We start from the raw sequence: 16829 nt of genomic DNA, 5'->3' as shown, positions 1-16829 counted from the left end.
AGACCCTCGGCGGACCGCGCCGCCGACGGCCGCGGCCTACCCTCGGACGGTGACCTCTCCTGCCTCCCCCGCCAGCGGTGCGCCTCTCGGCGCTCCCGTGGCCGGAGGCGGCGTCGGGTCCCGCGACGTCGCGGCCGGCGGGCCGGTCCTCCAGCTCGACGCCTGGCTCAGCCGCAACGGAGCCTGGCTGGACGGCGTGCTCGCCGCCGCCGCGTTCCTCCTGCTCGGCAGCCTCTCGATCCTCACGGGCACGGGGTCGACCGCGTCGCCGGTCGCGGTGCTGACCATGTGGACCGCGTCGATCGGGATGCCGGTCGCGATCGCCTGCCGTCGCCGCTGGCCGATCGGGTCGGCCGTGGCGGTCAACGCTCTCGCGCTCGGGCACTTCCTCGCCGGCACGGGTCTGCTCCCGATCGACCTGCTCATCTACGTCTCCGTCTACTCCACGACCGTGCACGCCCCGATCTGGGCGCGCCGGGTCAGCCTGGGCTCGGCCGTACTCGGCAGCGCGCTCATCGCCGTCTCCATGTCGCTCGACATGGGCCGCGACGGCTTGCTGACTGCCACGTTCCTGTTCGTCGCGGCCGCCGTCCCCGCCCTGCTCGCGTGGGTCGCCGGACTCCTGCGCCGCTCCAGCTCGCAGCGCTGGGAGTCGCTGCGCGAGCGCGCGGCCCGCCTGGAGTACGAGCGCGACCAGCAGGCGCGGCTCGCCGTCGCCGCGGAGCGCACCCGGATCGCGCGCGAGATGCACGACGTCGTGGCGCACTCCCTCGCCGTCGTCGTCGCTCAGGCCGACGGCGGGCGGTATGCCGCGCGGTCCGACCCGGCGCTCGCCGCACAGGCCCTCGACACGATCGCGACGACGGCGCGCGCGGCGCTGGCAGACACCCGGCGGATCCTCGGGGTGCTCCGGGAGGACGGCTCGGTGCCGCACCGCCCGCAAGAGGGCCTCGCCGACCTGCCGGACCTCGTGGCCCGCGTGCGCGCGTCCGGGCCCGCCGTCGAGCTGGTCACCTGGGGCGAGCCGCGCGACCTGCCCGCGGCCACCGACCTCGCGGCGTTCCGGATCTGCCAGGAGGCGCTCACCAACGTCCTCAAGCACGCCGGCGAGCCCGGCACCGTGCACGCCCGCGTGGACGTCGCGTGGCACCCGACCGCCCTCGTGCTCCAGGTGGACGACGACGGTCGCGGCGCCGCCGCGGCACCCGACGGCGCCGGGAACGGCCTGACCGGCATGCGCGAGCGCGCCGCGCTCTTCGGGGGCGCGCTGCACGCGGGGCCTCGGCCCGGTGGTGGTTTCCGTGTGCACGCCACGTTCCCGCTGCCACCCTCCCCGATCCTCCAGGAGTCCGCACGATGACCCAGCCCGCGACCGCGAGCCACCAGATCCGCGTCGCCCTCGTCGACGACCAGCAGCTGGTCCGCGCCGGCTTCTCCATGGTGATCTCGAGCCAGCCGGACATGGCCGTCGTCGCCGAGGCGGGCGACGGCGCGCAGGCGCTGCGCCTGCTGCCGGGGTTCGACGTCGACGTCGTGCTCATGGACGTGCGCATGCCGGGCCTGGACGGCATCGAGGCGACCCGCCGGCTGCTCGCCGCGCCGCGCCCGCCGGGCCGCCCCGTCCCCCGGATCATCATCCTCACGACGTTCGACCTCGACGAGTACGTGTTCGCCGCGATCCGCGCCGGCGCGAGCGGGTTCCTGCTCAAGGACGCCCAGCCGGAGGAGATGCTCGCCGCGATCCGCACGGTCCACGCGGGCGACGCCGTGATCGCGCCGTCCTCCACGCGGCGCCTCATCGAGCACGTCGCGACGCGCATGCCGCTGGAGAACCGCACGCCGCCCGACTCGCTCGCGGACCTCACCGAGCGCGAGCGCGAGGTGCTCGAGCTCATCGCCCGGGGCCGGACGAACACCGAGATCGCCTCGGACCTGTTCGTGGCCGAGGCGACCGTGAAGACGCACGTCGGCCGCATCCTCGCCAAGCTCGGGGCCCGGGACCGGGTGCAGCTCGTGGTGCTCGCGTACGAGACGGGGCTGGTCTCGCCGGGGACCTGAGCCGCGCGGCACCTCGGGGCACTCGAGGCGCGGTGGACGCGGCACTCGGCGCGCGATCGGCCGCTCGCGGCCCGGACGGTCGGGGTCGGCCTGGTGCGCACGTTGTCCCCAGATCCGTGCGGCGACACCCGCCCGTGCGGCATCCACAGGTCCGCTCGCCGCTGTCGGTGCCCGGGCGCAGGCTCGGCGGCGTGGACACCGACCCGGCCGCCGTCGTCGCACGCTGGCGCGCCTGCTGGCACGCGCCGGCGCACCTCGCCGTCGTGCACGGTCCGGATGCGGGCTGGGCCGTGCCGCTCACGTCCGCGCGGGTGAGCGTGGGCCGCGCGCCGTCGGCCGACCTCACGCTCGCGGACCCGTCGGTCTCCCGGCTGCACGCCTGCGTCGCACCGATGCCCGACGGCGAGCGCTACCTCGTGCGCGTCGCCGCGCCTTCCGCCGTGGTGCGGCCGAGGCGCCGCGGCCGTCGCCGACCCGGCGGCCCTGGTGACACCGGAGGCACTGGCAGCACCGGCGGCCGCGAGCGCGTGCGACGGGTCCGCCGCCGCGCCCTGCTGCGCGTGGGTGACGCGCTGCTCCTGGGGTCCACCCGGCTCGAGGTGCGCGGGACGCCGGAGCCCGACGACGCCGGTGCGCCGCGGTTCACGGCGCCGCGCCGACCGCCGCGGCGGTCACGTCCCTCACCTCCCCCGGCGCCCACCGCAGCCGGGGAGCCCGCCGGCCGCGCGACGTCGTCGGGCGCTGGTCGGTGGCGCTCGCTCCTCGCCCTGCTGCCGATGCTCGGCATGCTCCCGCTGCTGCTCGCGGGCCACGCGTCGCGCTGGTGGCTGGTGGGCGCGATCGGGGTCGGCGCCGTGGGGGCCGTCGTCGTCGCACTGGTCGGGCGCCGTCGCCGGCCGCCCTCCCCGCCGGGCACGGACCCGCCGGATCCCGCGGCAGCAGCGGTCTGGGCGGCAGGGGTCGGCGCCCTTCCTGCGCTTGCGCACGCCGTGGCGGCGGTCGCCCGACCCGGCGGCTCCGTGCCGCCGGGAGCTGCCGAGGGCGCGGGCGTCCTGGTGCACGGCGGCGCGGCGGGTGCACCGCTGCGGATCGGGACCGAGGGCGTCGCGGTGGTCGGGCCGGACGAGCAGGGGCTGGCGCGCTGGCTCGAGGTGCAACAGCCGGGGGTCGTGCGGCGCGCAGCGCCCACTCGCGGCGCGCTGGAGCCGGGGCCGTGGCCGGTCATCGGCGCGCGGGGGCGCCTCGGCGTCTCACCCGCCTGGGTGGCCGCCGTGTGCCACGCCGTCGGGGACGCCCTCCCCGACGGCGCGCTCGTGCGTGTCCTCGACCCGGACCCGGCGCGGGTCGCGCGCGCGTGGCTGGACCCCGCGGCCGGACTGCCGGTGCACCTCGGCCCCGGTCCGGCGAGCGGTCTCGACCTGGCCGAGCACGGTCCGCACGCCCTGGTCGCCGGTACCACCGGGTCCGGCAAGTCGGAGCTCCTGCAGTCCTGGGTGCTCGCCCTGGCGCTCGGGCACGCACCACGCGACCTCACGATGCTGCTCGTCGACTACAAGGGCGGCGCCACGTTCGGCGTGGCCGCCGGCCTGCCGCACTGCGTGGGTCTGCTCACCGACCTCGACGCCGCCGCGAGCGCCCGGGCCCTCACCGCGCTGCGGCACGAGCTGCGCCGCCGCGAGCGGCTGCTCGCCGCGGCGGGCGCGCGCGACCGCGCCGACCTGCTCGCCCGCGGCGGCCACCTGGGCCGGCTCGTGGTCGTGGTCGACGAGGTCCGCGCGCTCGTGGAGGACGACGCCGCCCGGCTCGCCGACCTCACGGCGGTCGCGACGCTCGGCCGCTCGCTCGGGCTGCACCTCGTGCTCGCGACCCAGCGTCCGGCGGGCGTGCTGGAGCCGCAGCTGCGCGCCAACCTGCCGCTGCGGGTGTGCCTGCGGGTGCTGGACGCGACGGACTCGCTCGACGTCGTCGGCCGCGGCGACGCGAGCACGTTCACGCGACCGGGCCAGGCGGTGGTGACCGGAACGGCGCACGACGGCGTCACACAGCTCGGCAGACTGACGGCGCCCGACGCGGCCCGCGTGGTGGCCGCCGTGCGGGAGGCCGCCGAGCGCGTGCGACGTGCGCGACGCGGTGACCTGCTCACCGTGCACCGGCCGTGGACGCCCGCGCTGCCCGCGCAGGTCGGGCGCAGCGCGGTCCGGGCCCCGCTGCTGCTCGACGTCCCCGAGGAGACGAGGCACGCTCCGTGGCGCTGGGCGGGCGGACGCCTGCTCGTCAGCGGGCCGCCCCGCAGCGGGCGCAGCACCGCGTTGCGCGCCCTCGTCGGCGACGCGCTGCGCGCCGGACGCCCGTGCCACGTGATCTCCCGCGAGCCGTGGCCCCGCTGGACCGCCACCGGCCGCGACTCCGGACATGTGATCCACCCGGGCCTCGGCACCACGGTGACGACGGCCGAACCCGATCGGCTGGTCCGACTGCTCATGCTGCTGGCGCAGGGCAGCGACCCGGGAGCCAAGCTCGTGCTCGACGACACTGAGGCGGTGCTCGACGCCGTCGACGGCGCGACGCGCCTCGGCACCGGGCAGGACCTGATCGCCACGCTGCTGCAGGTGCGAGACGACATGGCCTTCGTCGTCGGGACCGCGCACCGCTGGGCGCCATCGGTCGCCACGCACCTCACCCTGCACGTCCGCGACGCCGGAACCGCGGCCATGCTCGGGATCCCCCGCGCCCTCGTCGACCCGCAGGCCCCACCCGGGCGCGGCGTGCTGCTCGATCGCGGCGTCGCACGGCTCGCCCAGGTGGTCGTCGACGACCTCCCGCTGGGGACGGCGGCGGAGTCGGCCGGCACCGAGCCGTTGCTTCGGCTGGCTCCCGTTCCCGCCCACGTCCGTGGGCCGGTGACCGGAGCACCCGCCGGTGTGCTCGCCGTCGGACGCGGCGGTGACGACGCCGGTCCGGTGGGCGCCGTGCTCGAGCCGAGTCGGCCGTGGCTCGTGGTGGGTCCGCCCGGGTCGGGCCGCACCACGGCGCTCGGCGCCGTCGCGGACGCGGCACGGGCGGCGGGGCTGCGGGTGGTCCGTGTCGACGGCGACGGGAGGCACCACGCCGACCGCTCCGGCCCGCACGACCACCCCGGGCCGACCGGGGACCCCCGCCCGACCGACGACGCCCGCCCGACCGACGACGCCGAGGAGGTCCTGCTCGTCGATGACGCCGACCAGCTCGATACCGCGGAGTCGGTGGCACTCGTCCCGCGGCTGCGGGGCCGGGTCGTCGTCGCGACGACCCCCGCCGCGCTGCTCACGGCCTTCCAGGGCGTCCTCGGTGGGGTACGCGAGGCGCGCACGGTGCTCGCGCTCGGCGGTCACGTTCCCTCGCACGCGCACCCCGGCACGCCTCGGCTCCCTCTGCCCGTGCCGCCGGGCCGCGCCCTGCTGGTCACGCCGCGCGGCACGCTCGCGCTCCAGGTCGCGCAGCCGCCGTGACGCGAGGGTCGGGTCAGCCGTGGGGCTGGTCGTCCTCGCCGGACCCGAGGGCGAGGCGCGTCGCCGGGGCGACCGCGGCCGCCGCCGTCGCGAGTCCCAGGACGGCGAGGCCGACCGCGACGGGGGCGTTCACGCTCAGCTGGGACAGGCCCGTGAGCACGAGCAGGAGCGACCACGCGACGGCGGCCCCGCGCGCCCATCGGCGCCGGCGCCACAGGGACCTGCCCACCGCCGCGACCGCGACCGCGGCGAGCAGCGCGAAGGCGAGCACCGGGAGGCTGGCGACGCGCTCGTCACCGGCGGTGGTGACGAGGACGCCGACCGCGAGCGCCGCGAACCCGATCGCCTGGAGCAGGAGCAGCACGACGGCCAGGACCAACGTGCGTGGCCGGGCTGTCCTCGTCCGGATCCCCCCGACGCGGCCAGGGTCCGGCTCCTCCGGCGTGGGGACAGCAGGCATCCCGCCACTGTAGAGGTGCCACGCAGTCCGCTGGCGGCGCTTCCGAGCGGGCGGACGCGCACCGGTGCGGGCTTCCCGGCGGCGCTGGTGCTCCTCGGTTCCGCTCGGTGTCCCTCGGTGCCCCTTGGTGCCCGTCGGTGTTTCGAGACGGTCCTTCGTGTCGCGGGAGCCGTCGAGCCGACCGCGCGCCGAGCCGGAAGCGCCCACGCCGTGAACGCTCACACGCGTGACCTGCCCGTTTGCCGCACCGTCACCCTCTGGTCACCGCCCGCGTGGCGACACGCGAGGATTTGCGTGGAACTGCTCCTGTGTGCTGCTGTGACGTTCACCTCACGGCGAAGCGGATGCAACGTCTCCGTAACCCTTGTGCGCGCGCGCATCCCGTGTGACAGTTGTCCACAGGAACTGTTCGACATGCGGTCCCTCCCCCACTACGGATGGGGACCCTCTGCGCCCAAGGAGCCGCCACCATGGACTGGCGTCACGATGCTGCCTGCCTCACCGAGGACCCGGAGCTGTTCTTCCCGATCGGGAACACCGGCCCCGCCCTCGCTCAGATCGAGGAGGCGAAGGCCGTGTGCAACCGGTGCGACGTCGTGAGCTCCTGCCTCAAGTGGGCCATCGAGACCGGTCAGGACTCGGGCGTCTGGGGCGGCCTGTCGGAGGACGAGCGCCGCGCGCTCAAGCGCCGCACCGCCCGCGCTCGCCGGGCCGGCTGAGTCCCGCACCACGCTGACGACGGCCGTCGCACCCTCGGGTGCGGCGGCCGTCTCGCGTCTGCGCCCGGCTCGCCGCGCTCTCACCGACCCCTCGCGCACCCGCGCCCGCGCACCGCGGCGCGTCGCACCGCACGCCGCACACGCACGCACGCCGCGCCCACGGCCGGCCCACGCCTGGCGCACGCCCCGCCCCGCGCGGGACTCAGAACGTGTCGACCTCGCCGTCGGACGGCGGGCCGAAGCCGAGCCGCGCCTGGATCCGCACCTCGGTGCCACCCTCGGCGCGCGGGCGCCACTCCATGCTCCCGTGCAGCTCCCCCGCCACGAGCGTGCGGACGATCTGCATCCCCAGCCCCGTCCCGGTGGGCGGCGCCGAGGGGTCGATGCCCACGCCGTCGTCCTCCACCACGACCACGAGGTCACGACCCCGACGCTCCGACCGGATCGCCACCGTGCCGCCCATCTTGGCGAGCCCGTGCTCGACGGCGTTGGAGACCAGCTCGGTGAGCACCACCGCGAGCGCCGTCGCCTCCGTGGCGGCGACGCGGCCGAACGAGCCCTCGCGGACCATCCGGACCGGCTGCTCGGCGGCCGCGACGTCCACCGCGAGCCGGAGCGTCCGGCCGAACACGGCGTCGAAGTCGACGATCTCGTCGATGGTCTGCGAGAGCGCCTCGTGCACCGACGCGATCGTCGCCACCCGCCGCATCGCCTCGTCCAGCGCCGAACGCGCGTCGCTCGAGGTGGTCCGCCGCGCCTGCAGCCGCAGCAGCGCGGCCACGGTCTGCAGGTTGTTCTTCACGCGGTGGTGGATCTCGCGGATCGTGGCGTCCTTGGTGATGAGCTCCTGCTCGCGCCGGCGCAGCTCCGACACGTCGCGGCAGAGCACCACCGCCCCGATGCGCTCGCCCTCGTTCGTCATGGGAATCGCGCGCAACGACACGCACACGCCGCGGCTCTCCACGTCGGTGCGCCACGCCGCGCGCCCCATCGCCACCAGCGGTAGCGCCTCGTCGACGGCCTCGCCGTCCTCGACGTGGTCGGCGATCACCTGCGCGAGGGACCGGCCCACCATGTCCCCGAGGACACCGAGGCGGTGGAAGCAGGACATCGCGTTGGGGCTGGAGTACAGGACCTCGCCCTCCGCGTTGAGCCGCACCAGGCCGTCGCCCACGCGCGGGGCGCCGCGCAACCGCCCCGTCGCGGCGTTCGGCGACGGGTACTCCCCGCGCGCGATCATGCCGCAGAGCTCGTCCGCAGCCTCGATGTAGTTGATCTCGAGCCGCCCGGGTGTGCGCGCCTCGCCGAGGTTGGTCTCCCGGCCGAGCACCGCCAGCGCCTTGCCGTCGCGAACCACGGGAACGGCCTCCTCGCGGATCGCGTACGACCCGTTCCACCGCGGCACGCGCGAGCGGCGGATCTCCTTACGCGCGAGCGCGGCGGCGAGGGCAGGGACCTGCCCCTCCGGCGCCGGCTTGCCGACGATGTCGTCGTAGTGGACGGTGCCGCCCGTCGAGGGGCGGCAGTGCGCGACGGCGACGAAGCGCCCCTCCTCGTCCGGCAGCCACAGCACGAGGTCGGCGAACGCGAGGTCGGAGAGCACCTGCCAGTCCCCCACCAGCAGGTGCAGCCAGTCGACCTCCGCAGCGCTGAGGCGGCCGTGGGACGCGACGAGGTCGCTCATCGTGGACACCACAGCAGGGTAGTCGCGCCGCCGGTCTCGTCGGCGGTTGCGTCGGCACGACCGGACCCGCCCGCGCCCGACGGCGAACCGGTCGACCCCGCGCACGCTCCCCTCTAGCGTGGGTCGGGTGAGCACCCCCCTCGTCGTCGGTCACCGGGGCGCACCCGCCGTCGCCCCCGAGAACACGCTCGCCTCCTTCCGCGCCGCGTTCGACGCCGGCGCGCGCTGGGTGGAGACCGACGTCCACCTCAGCGCCGACGGCGTGCCGTTCCTCCTGCACGACGACTCCCTCGCCCGCACCACAAACGCCGCGGACGCCGGGGTGGACGCCGAGGCCGACGTCGAGTCGCTGCCCTGGTCGCAGATCCGTCGCGTGGACGCCGGGGCCCGCCGGGGTGCGGCCTTCGCTGGCGAGCGGGTGCCGCACCTGGACGAGCTCGGCGCCCTGCTCCAGGCGACCGGGGGCAGCCTCGACCTCGAGGTGAAGGCCCCCAGCCGGCCGGCCGCCCAGGTGGTGGCCGCGCTCGGGGAGACGCTGTCGTCGCAGGTGTGGCACGACGTCGTCGCGCAGGGACGCATCGTCGTCACCTCGTTCGACCCGTTCGTCGTCGCCGAGTCGCTCGAGGTCCTCGCGCCGATGGGCGTGCCGATCGGTCTGCTCGTCGAGGACGTGCCGGACGCCGACGACCTCGCCGAGCTCGCGGCGTCGGGCGTCGCGGTGCTCGCCACGAACCACGTGACGCTGACGGAGGAGGGGGCGCTCGCCGTCGGGCGCGCGGGACTGCGCCTGTGGGTGTACACCGCGAACCGGCCCGAGGACTGGGCGCGGCTGACGCGCCTCGGCGTCGAGGCCGTGTGCACCGACAACCCGGCCGCGATGCTCGCGTTCCTGCGGGCCTGAGGCGAACGCGGAGCACGAGCCCCCGAACGTCTGCGCCGCGGACGCCTCGGCGGCGCGCGACGGGCAGGGGACGGGCAGACGTCAGGCGTGCACGTGGCCGAACCGGTGCCTGGTCCGCGAGATCGCCTGCTCGCGCAGCATCGTGAGCAGCTCCCGGCGGCCGTCCGCGCGCACGGGGTCGTCGAGCACCGAGACGCCGGCCTCGATCGCGGCCCGCCACACCTCCTCGGGCGCCCCGGCGGGACCGACCCAGCGCACGCGGTCGGCCGTGCGCCCGGCGGCGATGTCGGCGGCGAGCGCGGCGCCGTCGCCGTGCGTGACGACGACCGTCGGCACGCCCGCGGCGTCCGCCGCATCGCGAGCGCGGTCGGCCGAGCCGGCGGGTGCGTCGGGCGCGACGTGCACCGTGACGGCCGGGACCGGGACGAGGCGCAGCGTGTTCTCCTCGCACGCCAGCGCCGAGGGATCCGCGCCCGTGCGCCACTGCGCGGCGAGCGCGCGGTCCGCCTCGCGCCGCGCCGCGCCGGCGTCGGCCGCCCCAGCGTCGGCCGCATGGTCGGCAGCCGGCGCGTCCTCGACCCACCGCCCCAGCTGCGCCACGTAGTGCGGACCGCCGGCCTTGGCGCCGGGCCCCATGACGGAGCCCTTCCAGCCGCCGAACGGCTGCCGCTGCACGACCGCACCGGTGATGTGCCGGTTGACGTACGCGTTGCCGACCTCGACCCGCTCGCGCCAGAGCGCGATCTCGTCGGGGTCGAGCGAGTGCAGGCCGCCGGTGAGCCCGTACGCCGTGGCGTTCTGCCAGTCGATCGCCTCCTCGAGCGTGTCGGCCCGCATGATCCCGAGCACGGGTCCGAAGCACTCGGTGCGGTGGAACCACGAGCCCGGCACGACCCCCGCGCGGACGCCCGGGCTCCACAGCCGCCCGGCCCAGCGCTCCCCGCCCGGCGGCGGGGTGAGCTCGCGCGGCGCGAGGACCCAGCGCTCGCCGGGTTCCAGGGTGGTGAGCCCGCGCAGCAGCTTGCCGCTCGGCACCTCCACGACCGGACCCATGCCGGTGCCGAGGTCGTCGGGCACGCCGACGCGCAGCGAGCGCACGGCGTCGACGAGCTGGTCGTGGAACCGCCGCGAGCGCCCGATCGACCCCACGAGGATGACGAGCGAGGCGGCCGAGCACTTCTGGCCGGCGTGCCCGAAGGCCGAGCGCACCACGTCGGCGACGGCGAGGTCGAGGTCGGCGCTCGGCGTCACGACGATCGCGTTCTTTCCGGACGTCTCGGCGAAGACCCGCGGTCCGCCGGGGTGCCCGGCGCGCCAGGACGCGAACAGGCGCGCGGTCTCGAGCGAGCCGGTGAGCACGACCTGGTCCACGCCGTCGTGCGCCACGAGGTGTGCCCCGACCTCGTCCTCGTCGACCGCGACGACCTGCACGAGGTCGGCGTCGAACCCGGCCGCGGTGAGCGCCTCGCGGACCAGGCCCGCGACGACCTCGCCGCACCGCGTGGCGCTCGGCGAGGGCTTCATCACGACGGCGGATCCCGCGGCGAGCGCCGCGAGCACGCCACCGACGGCGATGGCCACCGGGAAGTTCCACGGCGGGGTGACGAGCGTGACGGGGACGGGGACGAACCGGGCGCCCGCCCCGTCGTGCTCCGTCGCCGCCGTGTCTTCGGGATCCGCGGCCAGCGCGAGCGCCGACCCCGCGTACCAGCGCGCGAAGTCGACCGCCTCGCTCACCTCCGGGTCGGCCTCGCCGGCGGTCTTGCCCGCCTCGTGCGCCATCACCGCGATCAGCTCGAACCGGGCCGCCTCGATGCGCTCGGCGACGTCCGCGAGCACCGCGGCCCGGCGCGCGACGTCGGTCGCCCCCCACGCCGGTGCGAGCGCGCGCGCCCGGGCCACGACGTCGTCGACCTCGCCCGTGCTGCCCAGGTGCGGCGCGCGCGGGGTGAGGTCGGGCGCGACGGCGAGCGCCGCCGTCGTGCGCTCGCGCACCCAGGCGACAGCCGGGTCGGCGTCCGCGGCGTTCTCGAACGTCGCGTGCGTCGGGACGCCCGCGACCTCGATCGGCGCTGAGGTGCGGCGTGGCTGCGTGGTCACCGTGGCGGCGTCACGCACCGAGGCGAGGAAACGCGTCCGGGCCTCGGCCTGGCCGCCGTCGGCGACGCTCTGGTGCAGGTAGTTCTCCGGCGCGGCGTTCTCCTCGAGGCGCCGCACGAGGTAGGAGACGGCGACGTCGAAGTCGGCGCGCGCGATGACCGGGGTGTACAGGAGCACCGAGCCGACGGTGTCGCGCACCGCGCGGGCCTGCGCCGGCGCCATGCCCTGCAGCATCTCGACGTCCATCGCCTCGGCGACGCCGCGCTCGGTGGCAAGCAGGTGCGCGAGCGCCAGGTGGTAGAGGTTGTGGCCTGCGACGCCGAGCCGCAGCACGCCCGCGACCTCCGGGGTGAGCGCGCGGTCCAGGATCCGCACGTAGGTCGCGTCGGTCTCCGCCTTGGACGTGTGCGGGGCCTGCGGCCAGCCGTGCAGCTGCGACTCCACGCGCTCCATCGCGAGGTTCGCGCCCTTGACCAGGCGCACCTTGATCCGCGTGCCGCCCGCGGCGACCCGCCGGGTCGCGAGGGCGACGAGCCGCTCGAACGCCGCGGGGGCGTCCGGCAGGTAGGCCTGGAGCACGATGCCGGCCTCGAGCCGCTCGAACGCCGGCTCGGCCAGGATCGCCTCGAACACCTCGAGGGTGAGGTCGAGGTCGCGGTACTCCTCCATGTCGAGGTTGACGAAGGAGCCGGTCTCCAGCGCGGCGCGGTACAGCGGGCGCAGCCGCTCGAGCACGCGCGCCACGGTGCCGGGGGTGTCCCACGTCGAGATCTGCGAGACGAGCGAGGACACCTTGATCGAGACGTAGTCGACGTCCGGCCGCCGCACAAGCGCGATCGTGCGCTCCACCCGCGAGGCGGCCTCGGCCTCGCCGAGCACGGCCTCGCCGAGGAGGTTGACGTTGAGCCGGTAGCCCGCGGCGCGTGCCCGCGCCATGTGCCCGGCGAGGCCGCGGTCGGCGTCGACGACGAGGTGGCCCACCAGCTGGCGCAGCCGCGCCCGCGCGAGCGGCACCACGAGCGAGGGGGCGAGAGGCGCGACGCGCTGCCCGACGGCGAACATCGCCCGGTCCACCGGCGTGAGGAACGCCGACGCTGCCGCGGCGTCGAGGTCGGCCAGGGCCCGCGCGGCGACCGTCGTGTCCTCGGGCCGCGCGACCTCGTCCACGAAGGCGACGGCGAGGTCGAGCCCGGCGCGGTTCGCCACGAGCTGGCCGAGGCGGTCCGACGCCGCCTGCTCGGCCCGCGAGGCGCCGTCGCCGGAGGCGCGCTGCCACTCCTCGGCGAGCGCCAGGGCGGAGTTCACGAGGGAGTCCGGGGCGAGCAGGCTGGGTGTGGCCGTCATACCGAGCAGTGTGCGCGCGGGTCGCGGCGCGCGTCTTGTCACCCGGCGCCTCCGGTCGCGTCCGTTCGCGACACGACGGCGCCATCGCGCGGCGTCCGTGCGGCCGGCGCCCGCGCCGTGCGCGACGATGGCCAGGTGGCCACGCCCGAGCATCCCGACGCGCAGCGCCCCGAGGTGCGCCTCGACCCGGCCCACCTCGCACCCGTCCTCCTCACGCTGCTCGACGAGCTGCGCACCACCATGTTCTGCGTCAAGGACGCGCAGGGCCGCTACGTCACGGTCAACCCCACGTTCGTGCGCCGGGCCGGTCGCACGTCGCGCCGCGACGTCCTGGGTCGGCGCGCCGAGGACCTCTTCGTGCCCGACCTCGCGGAGCGCTACGCCGAGCAGGACGCGCGCGTGCTCGCAGGCACCGAGCTGCGCCACGAGCTCGAGCTGATCCGCGCGCTCGGGCCGGGCGAGGCCGCCGCGGCCACGTGGCACCTCACCACCAAGCTGCCGGTGCGCGACGGCGAGGGCCGGGTCGTCGGCGTCGTCTCCGTCTCGCAGGACCTCGGCGAGCAGCGCGACGCGGCGACGTTCCCCGCCGTCGCGCGCGTGATCGACCACATCGCGGCGCACGTCGCGGACCCGCCCTCGGCCGCCGACCTCGCCGCGATCGCAGGCACGAGCACGACGGCGCTGTCCCGGCGGCTGCGCCGCGTCACCGGGCTCAGCACCACGCAGCTTGTGCTGCGCACGCGCATCGACGCCGCGGCGCGACTGCTCGCGACGACCGCGACGCCGATCGCCGACATCGCCCACGCGACCGGGTTCTACGACCAGGCCGCGTTCTCCCGGCAGTTCGCCCGGCTCGCGGGCGAGACGCCGGCCCAGTTCCGCCGTCGGGAGCGGCGCACGGCGCCCACGGACTGACCGCCCCGGACATCCGGGAGGACGCGACGCGGCCCCGCGAACCTGCCCGACACCGGCGCGACACAGCAGCGGGCCTCCGGCCGCGCGTCAGGACCAACGGTGGGCGTTGCCCGTGTCACAGGAACGTAACGATCCGGGAGCGAGCACGACACGCCACCCCGGCACCCTCGTGCTCATGTCCGCCACGACGGCCGGTGTCCGCCTCGCTCCGCTCAACGCCACGCACTGGGACCAGGTGCACGCGATCTACGCGGCGGGCATCGCCACCGGCCACGCGACGTTCTCCGACACCCCGCCGACCTGGCAGAAGTTCGACACCGACAAGCTCCCGCTGCTGCGCACCGTCGCCCTGGACGACGCGGAGCGAGTGATCGGCTGGCTCGCCTGCACGCCGCACTCGCGCCGACTGGTGTTCGTCGGCGTGCTCGAGGTGTCGGTGTACGTCCACCCGGACCACCGCCGCCAGGGTGTCGGCCGTGCGCTGCTGCAGAACCTCGTCGTGGAGAGTGAGCAGGCGGGGTTCTGGACGCTGCAGTCCTCGGTGTTCCCGGAGAACACCGCGAGCATCCGGCTGCACGAGGAGGCCGGGTTCCGGACCGTCGGGGTGCGCGAGCGCGTGGGCAAGATGACGCACGGCCCGATGGCAGGCGTCTGGCGCGACCTCGTGCTGCTGGAGCGCCGCTCGGACGTCGTCGACTGACGGCCGCCCGCGGCGCGACCACGGCCTTCCACCGCAGCGACTCCCTGTTCCGTCACAGCGACTCTCCCTCACGCCACAGCGACTGCCCGTAACGCCACGGCGACTCAGCTCGGACGCTGCCCTCGGCTCGGCGCTCTGACCTGCACCGTCGCTCGACCGGCGGCCGGCGAGCCCCCGGCGAGTCGCTCTCCCATCACGCGCAGTCGCTCTCCCGTCACAGACAGTCGCTCTCCCGTCACGCGCAGTCGCTCCTGTCACGAGGCTCCCGCGCGGACGTTCACCACGAACTGGTGTCCTCCGCGTCGCAGGTAGGTCAAGATGTCCCCATGAGCGACGACGGCGACGACGACACGCCCCGCGACGACGAGCACACGGTGGCCTCGACCGACAGCACAGCCGACGCCCCGGCCCCGTTCCTCGTCGCCGAGCGCGTCGGCAAGGCCACCTACGTGGGCCGCAACGAGCGCGGCGCCACCGTCCGGATCGGCCCCGAGGGTGACGACGGCGTGTTCTCCCCCGGCGAGCTGCTCGCCGTCGCCGTCGCCGCGTGCACCGGCATGAGCGCGGACTCGCGCGTGTCCTGGGAGCTCGGCGACGACGTGCCGATCTCCGTCGGCGTGAGCCGGGTCAAGGCGGAGGGCGAGAACCGGTACGAGCGCTTCGCCGTCGAGCTGGTGGTCACCGCCCCGCACCAGGACGTCGCGCGTCAGCAGCGCATGCTCGCCACGGCGCGCAAGGCGATCGAGCAGTACTGCACGGTGAGCCGCACGCTCGAGGCGAGCGCCGCCGTCGCGCTCTCGCTCACCGCCGAGGGCGGAACCGCCGCACCGTCCGCCCCACCCGCCTGACCAGCACCATCACCCGCACCACCACCAGGAGGTTCGCGATGCAGTTCACCAACGAGATGGGCCCGGTGGCCCTTCCGATGCAGACCGTCCCGTTCGACCTCGACCAGGATGCCGTCGCGGACGACCTCGAGTCCGGCGACCGGATCGTGAGCCACCTCGACGACCCCGAGGTCGCCCAGGCGATCGAGGCGCTCAAGCCGCGCAAGGCCTGAGGCGCCTCGCCACCCACCCGGCCGGCGTCCACGGAGCACCGGCAGGCCCCGTCCCGCCACCTACGATGGCTGCCATGCCCGTCGACACCCAGTACGAGGCGCTGCTCACCGACGTGCTCGCCACCGGCGCCCGCAAGGGCGACCGCACCGGCACCGGGACCCGCAGCGTCTTCGGCCGTCAGCTGCGCTACGACCTGAGCCAGGGCTTCCCGCTCGTCACCACCAAGCGGGTGCACGTGAGGTCGGTCGTGCACGAGCTGCTGTGGTTCCTGCGCGGCGAGAGCAACGTGCGCTACCTCCAGGAGCACGGCGTGCGGATCTGGAACGAGTGGGCCGACGCCGACGGCGAGCTCGGCCCGGTCTACGGCGTCCAGTGGCGCTCGTGGCCGACGCCCGACGGCGGGCACATCGACCAGATCAGCAAGCTCCTCGCGGACCTGCGCAGCAACCCTGACAGCCGCCGGCACCTCGTCTCCGCCTGGAACGTCGCCGCGCTGGACGACATGGCGCTCGCGCCCTGCCACGCGCTCTTCCAGTTCTACGTGGCCGAGGGCCGGCTGTCCTGCCAGCTCTACCAGCGCAGCGCCGACCTCTTCCTCGGCGTCCCCTTCAACATCGCGAGCTACTCGCTGCTCACCCACATGGTCGCGCAGCAGGTCGGGCTCGAGGTCGGCGACTTCGTCTGGACCGGCGGCGACTGCCACATCTACGACAACCACGTCGACCAGGTGCGCGAGCAGCTCACGCGCGAGCCGTACCCGTTCCCGACGCTCGAGCTCACTCCGGCCCCCTCGATCTTCGACTACACCGGCGAGAGTGTGCAGATCGTGGACTACCGCCACCACCCGGCCATCGCGGCCCCGATCGCGGTCTGAGGCGCGGCGCGTGATCGGGATGGTGTGGGCGCAGACGCCCGGCGGGGTCATCGCGGCCGACGGCGAGCTGCCCTGGGACGTGCCCGAGGACCTCCAGCACTTCCGCGAGATCGTGAGCGGGCGCCCCGTCATCGTGGGCCGCCCGACGTGGGAGTCGATGCCGCCCGCGTGGCGCCGCAAGCGCGCCGCCCGGTCCGTGGTCCTCACCCGGTCCGCGGACTGGCGCCCCGAGGCCGACGAGGACGCCGAGCGCGCCTCCTCCATGGCCGACGCCCTCGCGCTTCTCGCCGAGGAGGAGGCCACCGGCGACGTCTGGATCATGGGCGGCGGCGAGGTCTACGTGCTCGGCGCCGAGGTCGCCGACCTCCTCGTCATCAGCGAGATCGACGTGCCCGAGCCCGACGGCGAGCTCACCCTCGGCCCCGACGTCACCACCGGGTGGGTCGAGGAGGGCTCGGAGTCGGGCTGGCGCTGGTCGAGCACCGGGACGCGCTGGCGCGTGCGGCGTCTGCGGCGGCGCTGAGC

General features: G+C 75.7%; 14 protein-coding genes. 11 read left to right on the top strand and 3 right to left on the bottom strand.

The annotated features are described in order from the left end of the window. Positions 1–49: 49 nt before the first annotated feature. The 3 genes from AC3AQ1_RS13420 to AC3AQ1_RS13410 all read left to right on the top strand — a co-directional run bounded on the left by AC3AQ1_RS13420 (position 50) and on the right by AC3AQ1_RS13410 (position 5546). Entirely contained in the window at positions 50–1360 is a 1311-nt protein-coding gene (locus AC3AQ1_RS13420) for a sensor histidine kinase (protein WP_234417518.1), read from the top strand. After that, complete coding sequence (locus tag AC3AQ1_RS13415) at positions 1357–2058, top strand: response regulator (protein ID WP_108719389.1); 702 nt, start codon at positions 1357–1359, stop codon at positions 2056–2058. The genes AC3AQ1_RS13420 and AC3AQ1_RS13415 overlap by 4 nt, the downstream gene beginning before the upstream one ends. Before the next feature lie 191 nt (positions 2059–2249). Further along, a complete protein-coding gene (locus AC3AQ1_RS13410) occupies positions 2250–5546 on the top strand; it encodes an FtsK/SpoIIIE domain-containing protein (protein WP_159096552.1) in 3297 nt (1098 codons plus the stop codon). 13 nt (positions 5547–5559) lie between these two features. On the opposite strand, the gene AC3AQ1_RS13405 is transcribed toward AC3AQ1_RS13410, so the two are convergent. Then, positions 5560–6006, bottom strand: a complete 447-nt coding sequence (locus tag AC3AQ1_RS13405) for a hypothetical protein (protein ID WP_139986443.1) — start codon at positions 6004–6006, stop codon at positions 5560–5562. 470 nt (positions 6007–6476) lie between these two features. On the opposite strand from AC3AQ1_RS13405, the gene AC3AQ1_RS13400 reads away from it, so the two are divergent. Further along, entirely contained in the window at positions 6477–6725 is a 249-nt protein-coding gene (locus AC3AQ1_RS13400) for a WhiB family transcriptional regulator (protein WP_108719386.1), read from the top strand. 202 nt (positions 6726–6927) lie between these two features. Here the strand turns inward: AC3AQ1_RS13400 and AC3AQ1_RS13395 are convergent, their stop codons facing one another. Beyond that, the gene (locus AC3AQ1_RS13395; protein ID WP_108720227.1) at positions 6928–8409 is read right to left on the bottom strand and encodes a sensor histidine kinase; all 1482 of its coding nucleotides are present in this window, start codon (positions 8407–8409) and stop codon (positions 6928–6930) included. Positions 8410–8536: 127 nt separating this feature from the next. On the opposite strand from AC3AQ1_RS13395, the gene AC3AQ1_RS13390 reads away from it, so the two are divergent. After that, on the top strand, positions 8537–9310 hold the full coding sequence (locus tag AC3AQ1_RS13390; RefSeq protein ID WP_159096551.1) for a glycerophosphodiester phosphodiesterase: 774 nt from the start codon (positions 8537–8539) through the stop codon (positions 9308–9310). A gap of 81 nt (positions 9311–9391) precedes the next feature. On the opposite strand, the gene AC3AQ1_RS13385 is transcribed toward AC3AQ1_RS13390, so the two are convergent. After that, positions 9392–12754, bottom strand: coding sequence for a bifunctional proline dehydrogenase/L-glutamate gamma-semialdehyde dehydrogenase (locus AC3AQ1_RS13385; RefSeq protein WP_108720226.1), 3363 nt, complete (start codon positions 12752–12754; stop codon positions 9392–9394). 135 nt (positions 12755–12889) lie between these two features. Here AC3AQ1_RS13385 and AC3AQ1_RS13380 point away from each other — a divergent pair, with 135 nt between their 5' ends. The 6 genes from AC3AQ1_RS13380 to AC3AQ1_RS13355 all read left to right on the top strand — a co-directional run bounded on the left by AC3AQ1_RS13380 (position 12890) and on the right by AC3AQ1_RS13355 (position 16827). Then, positions 12890–13669, top strand: coding sequence for a helix-turn-helix domain-containing protein (locus AC3AQ1_RS13380; protein ID WP_234417517.1), 780 nt, complete (start codon positions 12890–12892; stop codon positions 13667–13669). 175 nt (positions 13670–13844) lie between these two features. Further along, entirely contained in the window at positions 13845–14369 is a 525-nt protein-coding gene (locus AC3AQ1_RS13375; protein WP_108720224.1) for a GNAT family N-acetyltransferase, read from the top strand. Between the two features lie 326 nt (positions 14370–14695). Then, positions 14696–15217: an OsmC family protein gene (locus AC3AQ1_RS13370; protein ID WP_108719384.1), complete on the top strand. Its 522-nt coding sequence runs from the start codon at positions 14696–14698 to the stop codon at positions 15215–15217. Positions 15218–15255: 38 nt separating this feature from the next. Continuing rightward, entirely contained in the window at positions 15256–15429 is a 174-nt protein-coding gene (locus tag AC3AQ1_RS13365) for a hypothetical protein (RefSeq protein ID WP_159096550.1), read from the top strand. 65 nt (positions 15430–15494) lie between these two features. Then, a complete protein-coding gene (locus AC3AQ1_RS13360) occupies positions 15495–16304 on the top strand; it encodes a thymidylate synthase (RefSeq protein WP_199916479.1) in 810 nt (269 codons plus the stop codon). Positions 16305–16323: 19 nt separating this feature from the next. Then, complete coding sequence (locus tag AC3AQ1_RS13355; protein ID WP_139986439.1) at positions 16324–16827, top strand: dihydrofolate reductase; 504 nt, start codon at positions 16324–16326, stop codon at positions 16825–16827. Positions 16828–16829: the final 2 nt, after the last annotated feature.

The organism is Miniimonas sp. S16, from assembly GCF_057748195.1.
Note: the sequence above shows the minus strand (reverse complement) of the source record. Positions and strands in the feature narration are given on the sequence as shown.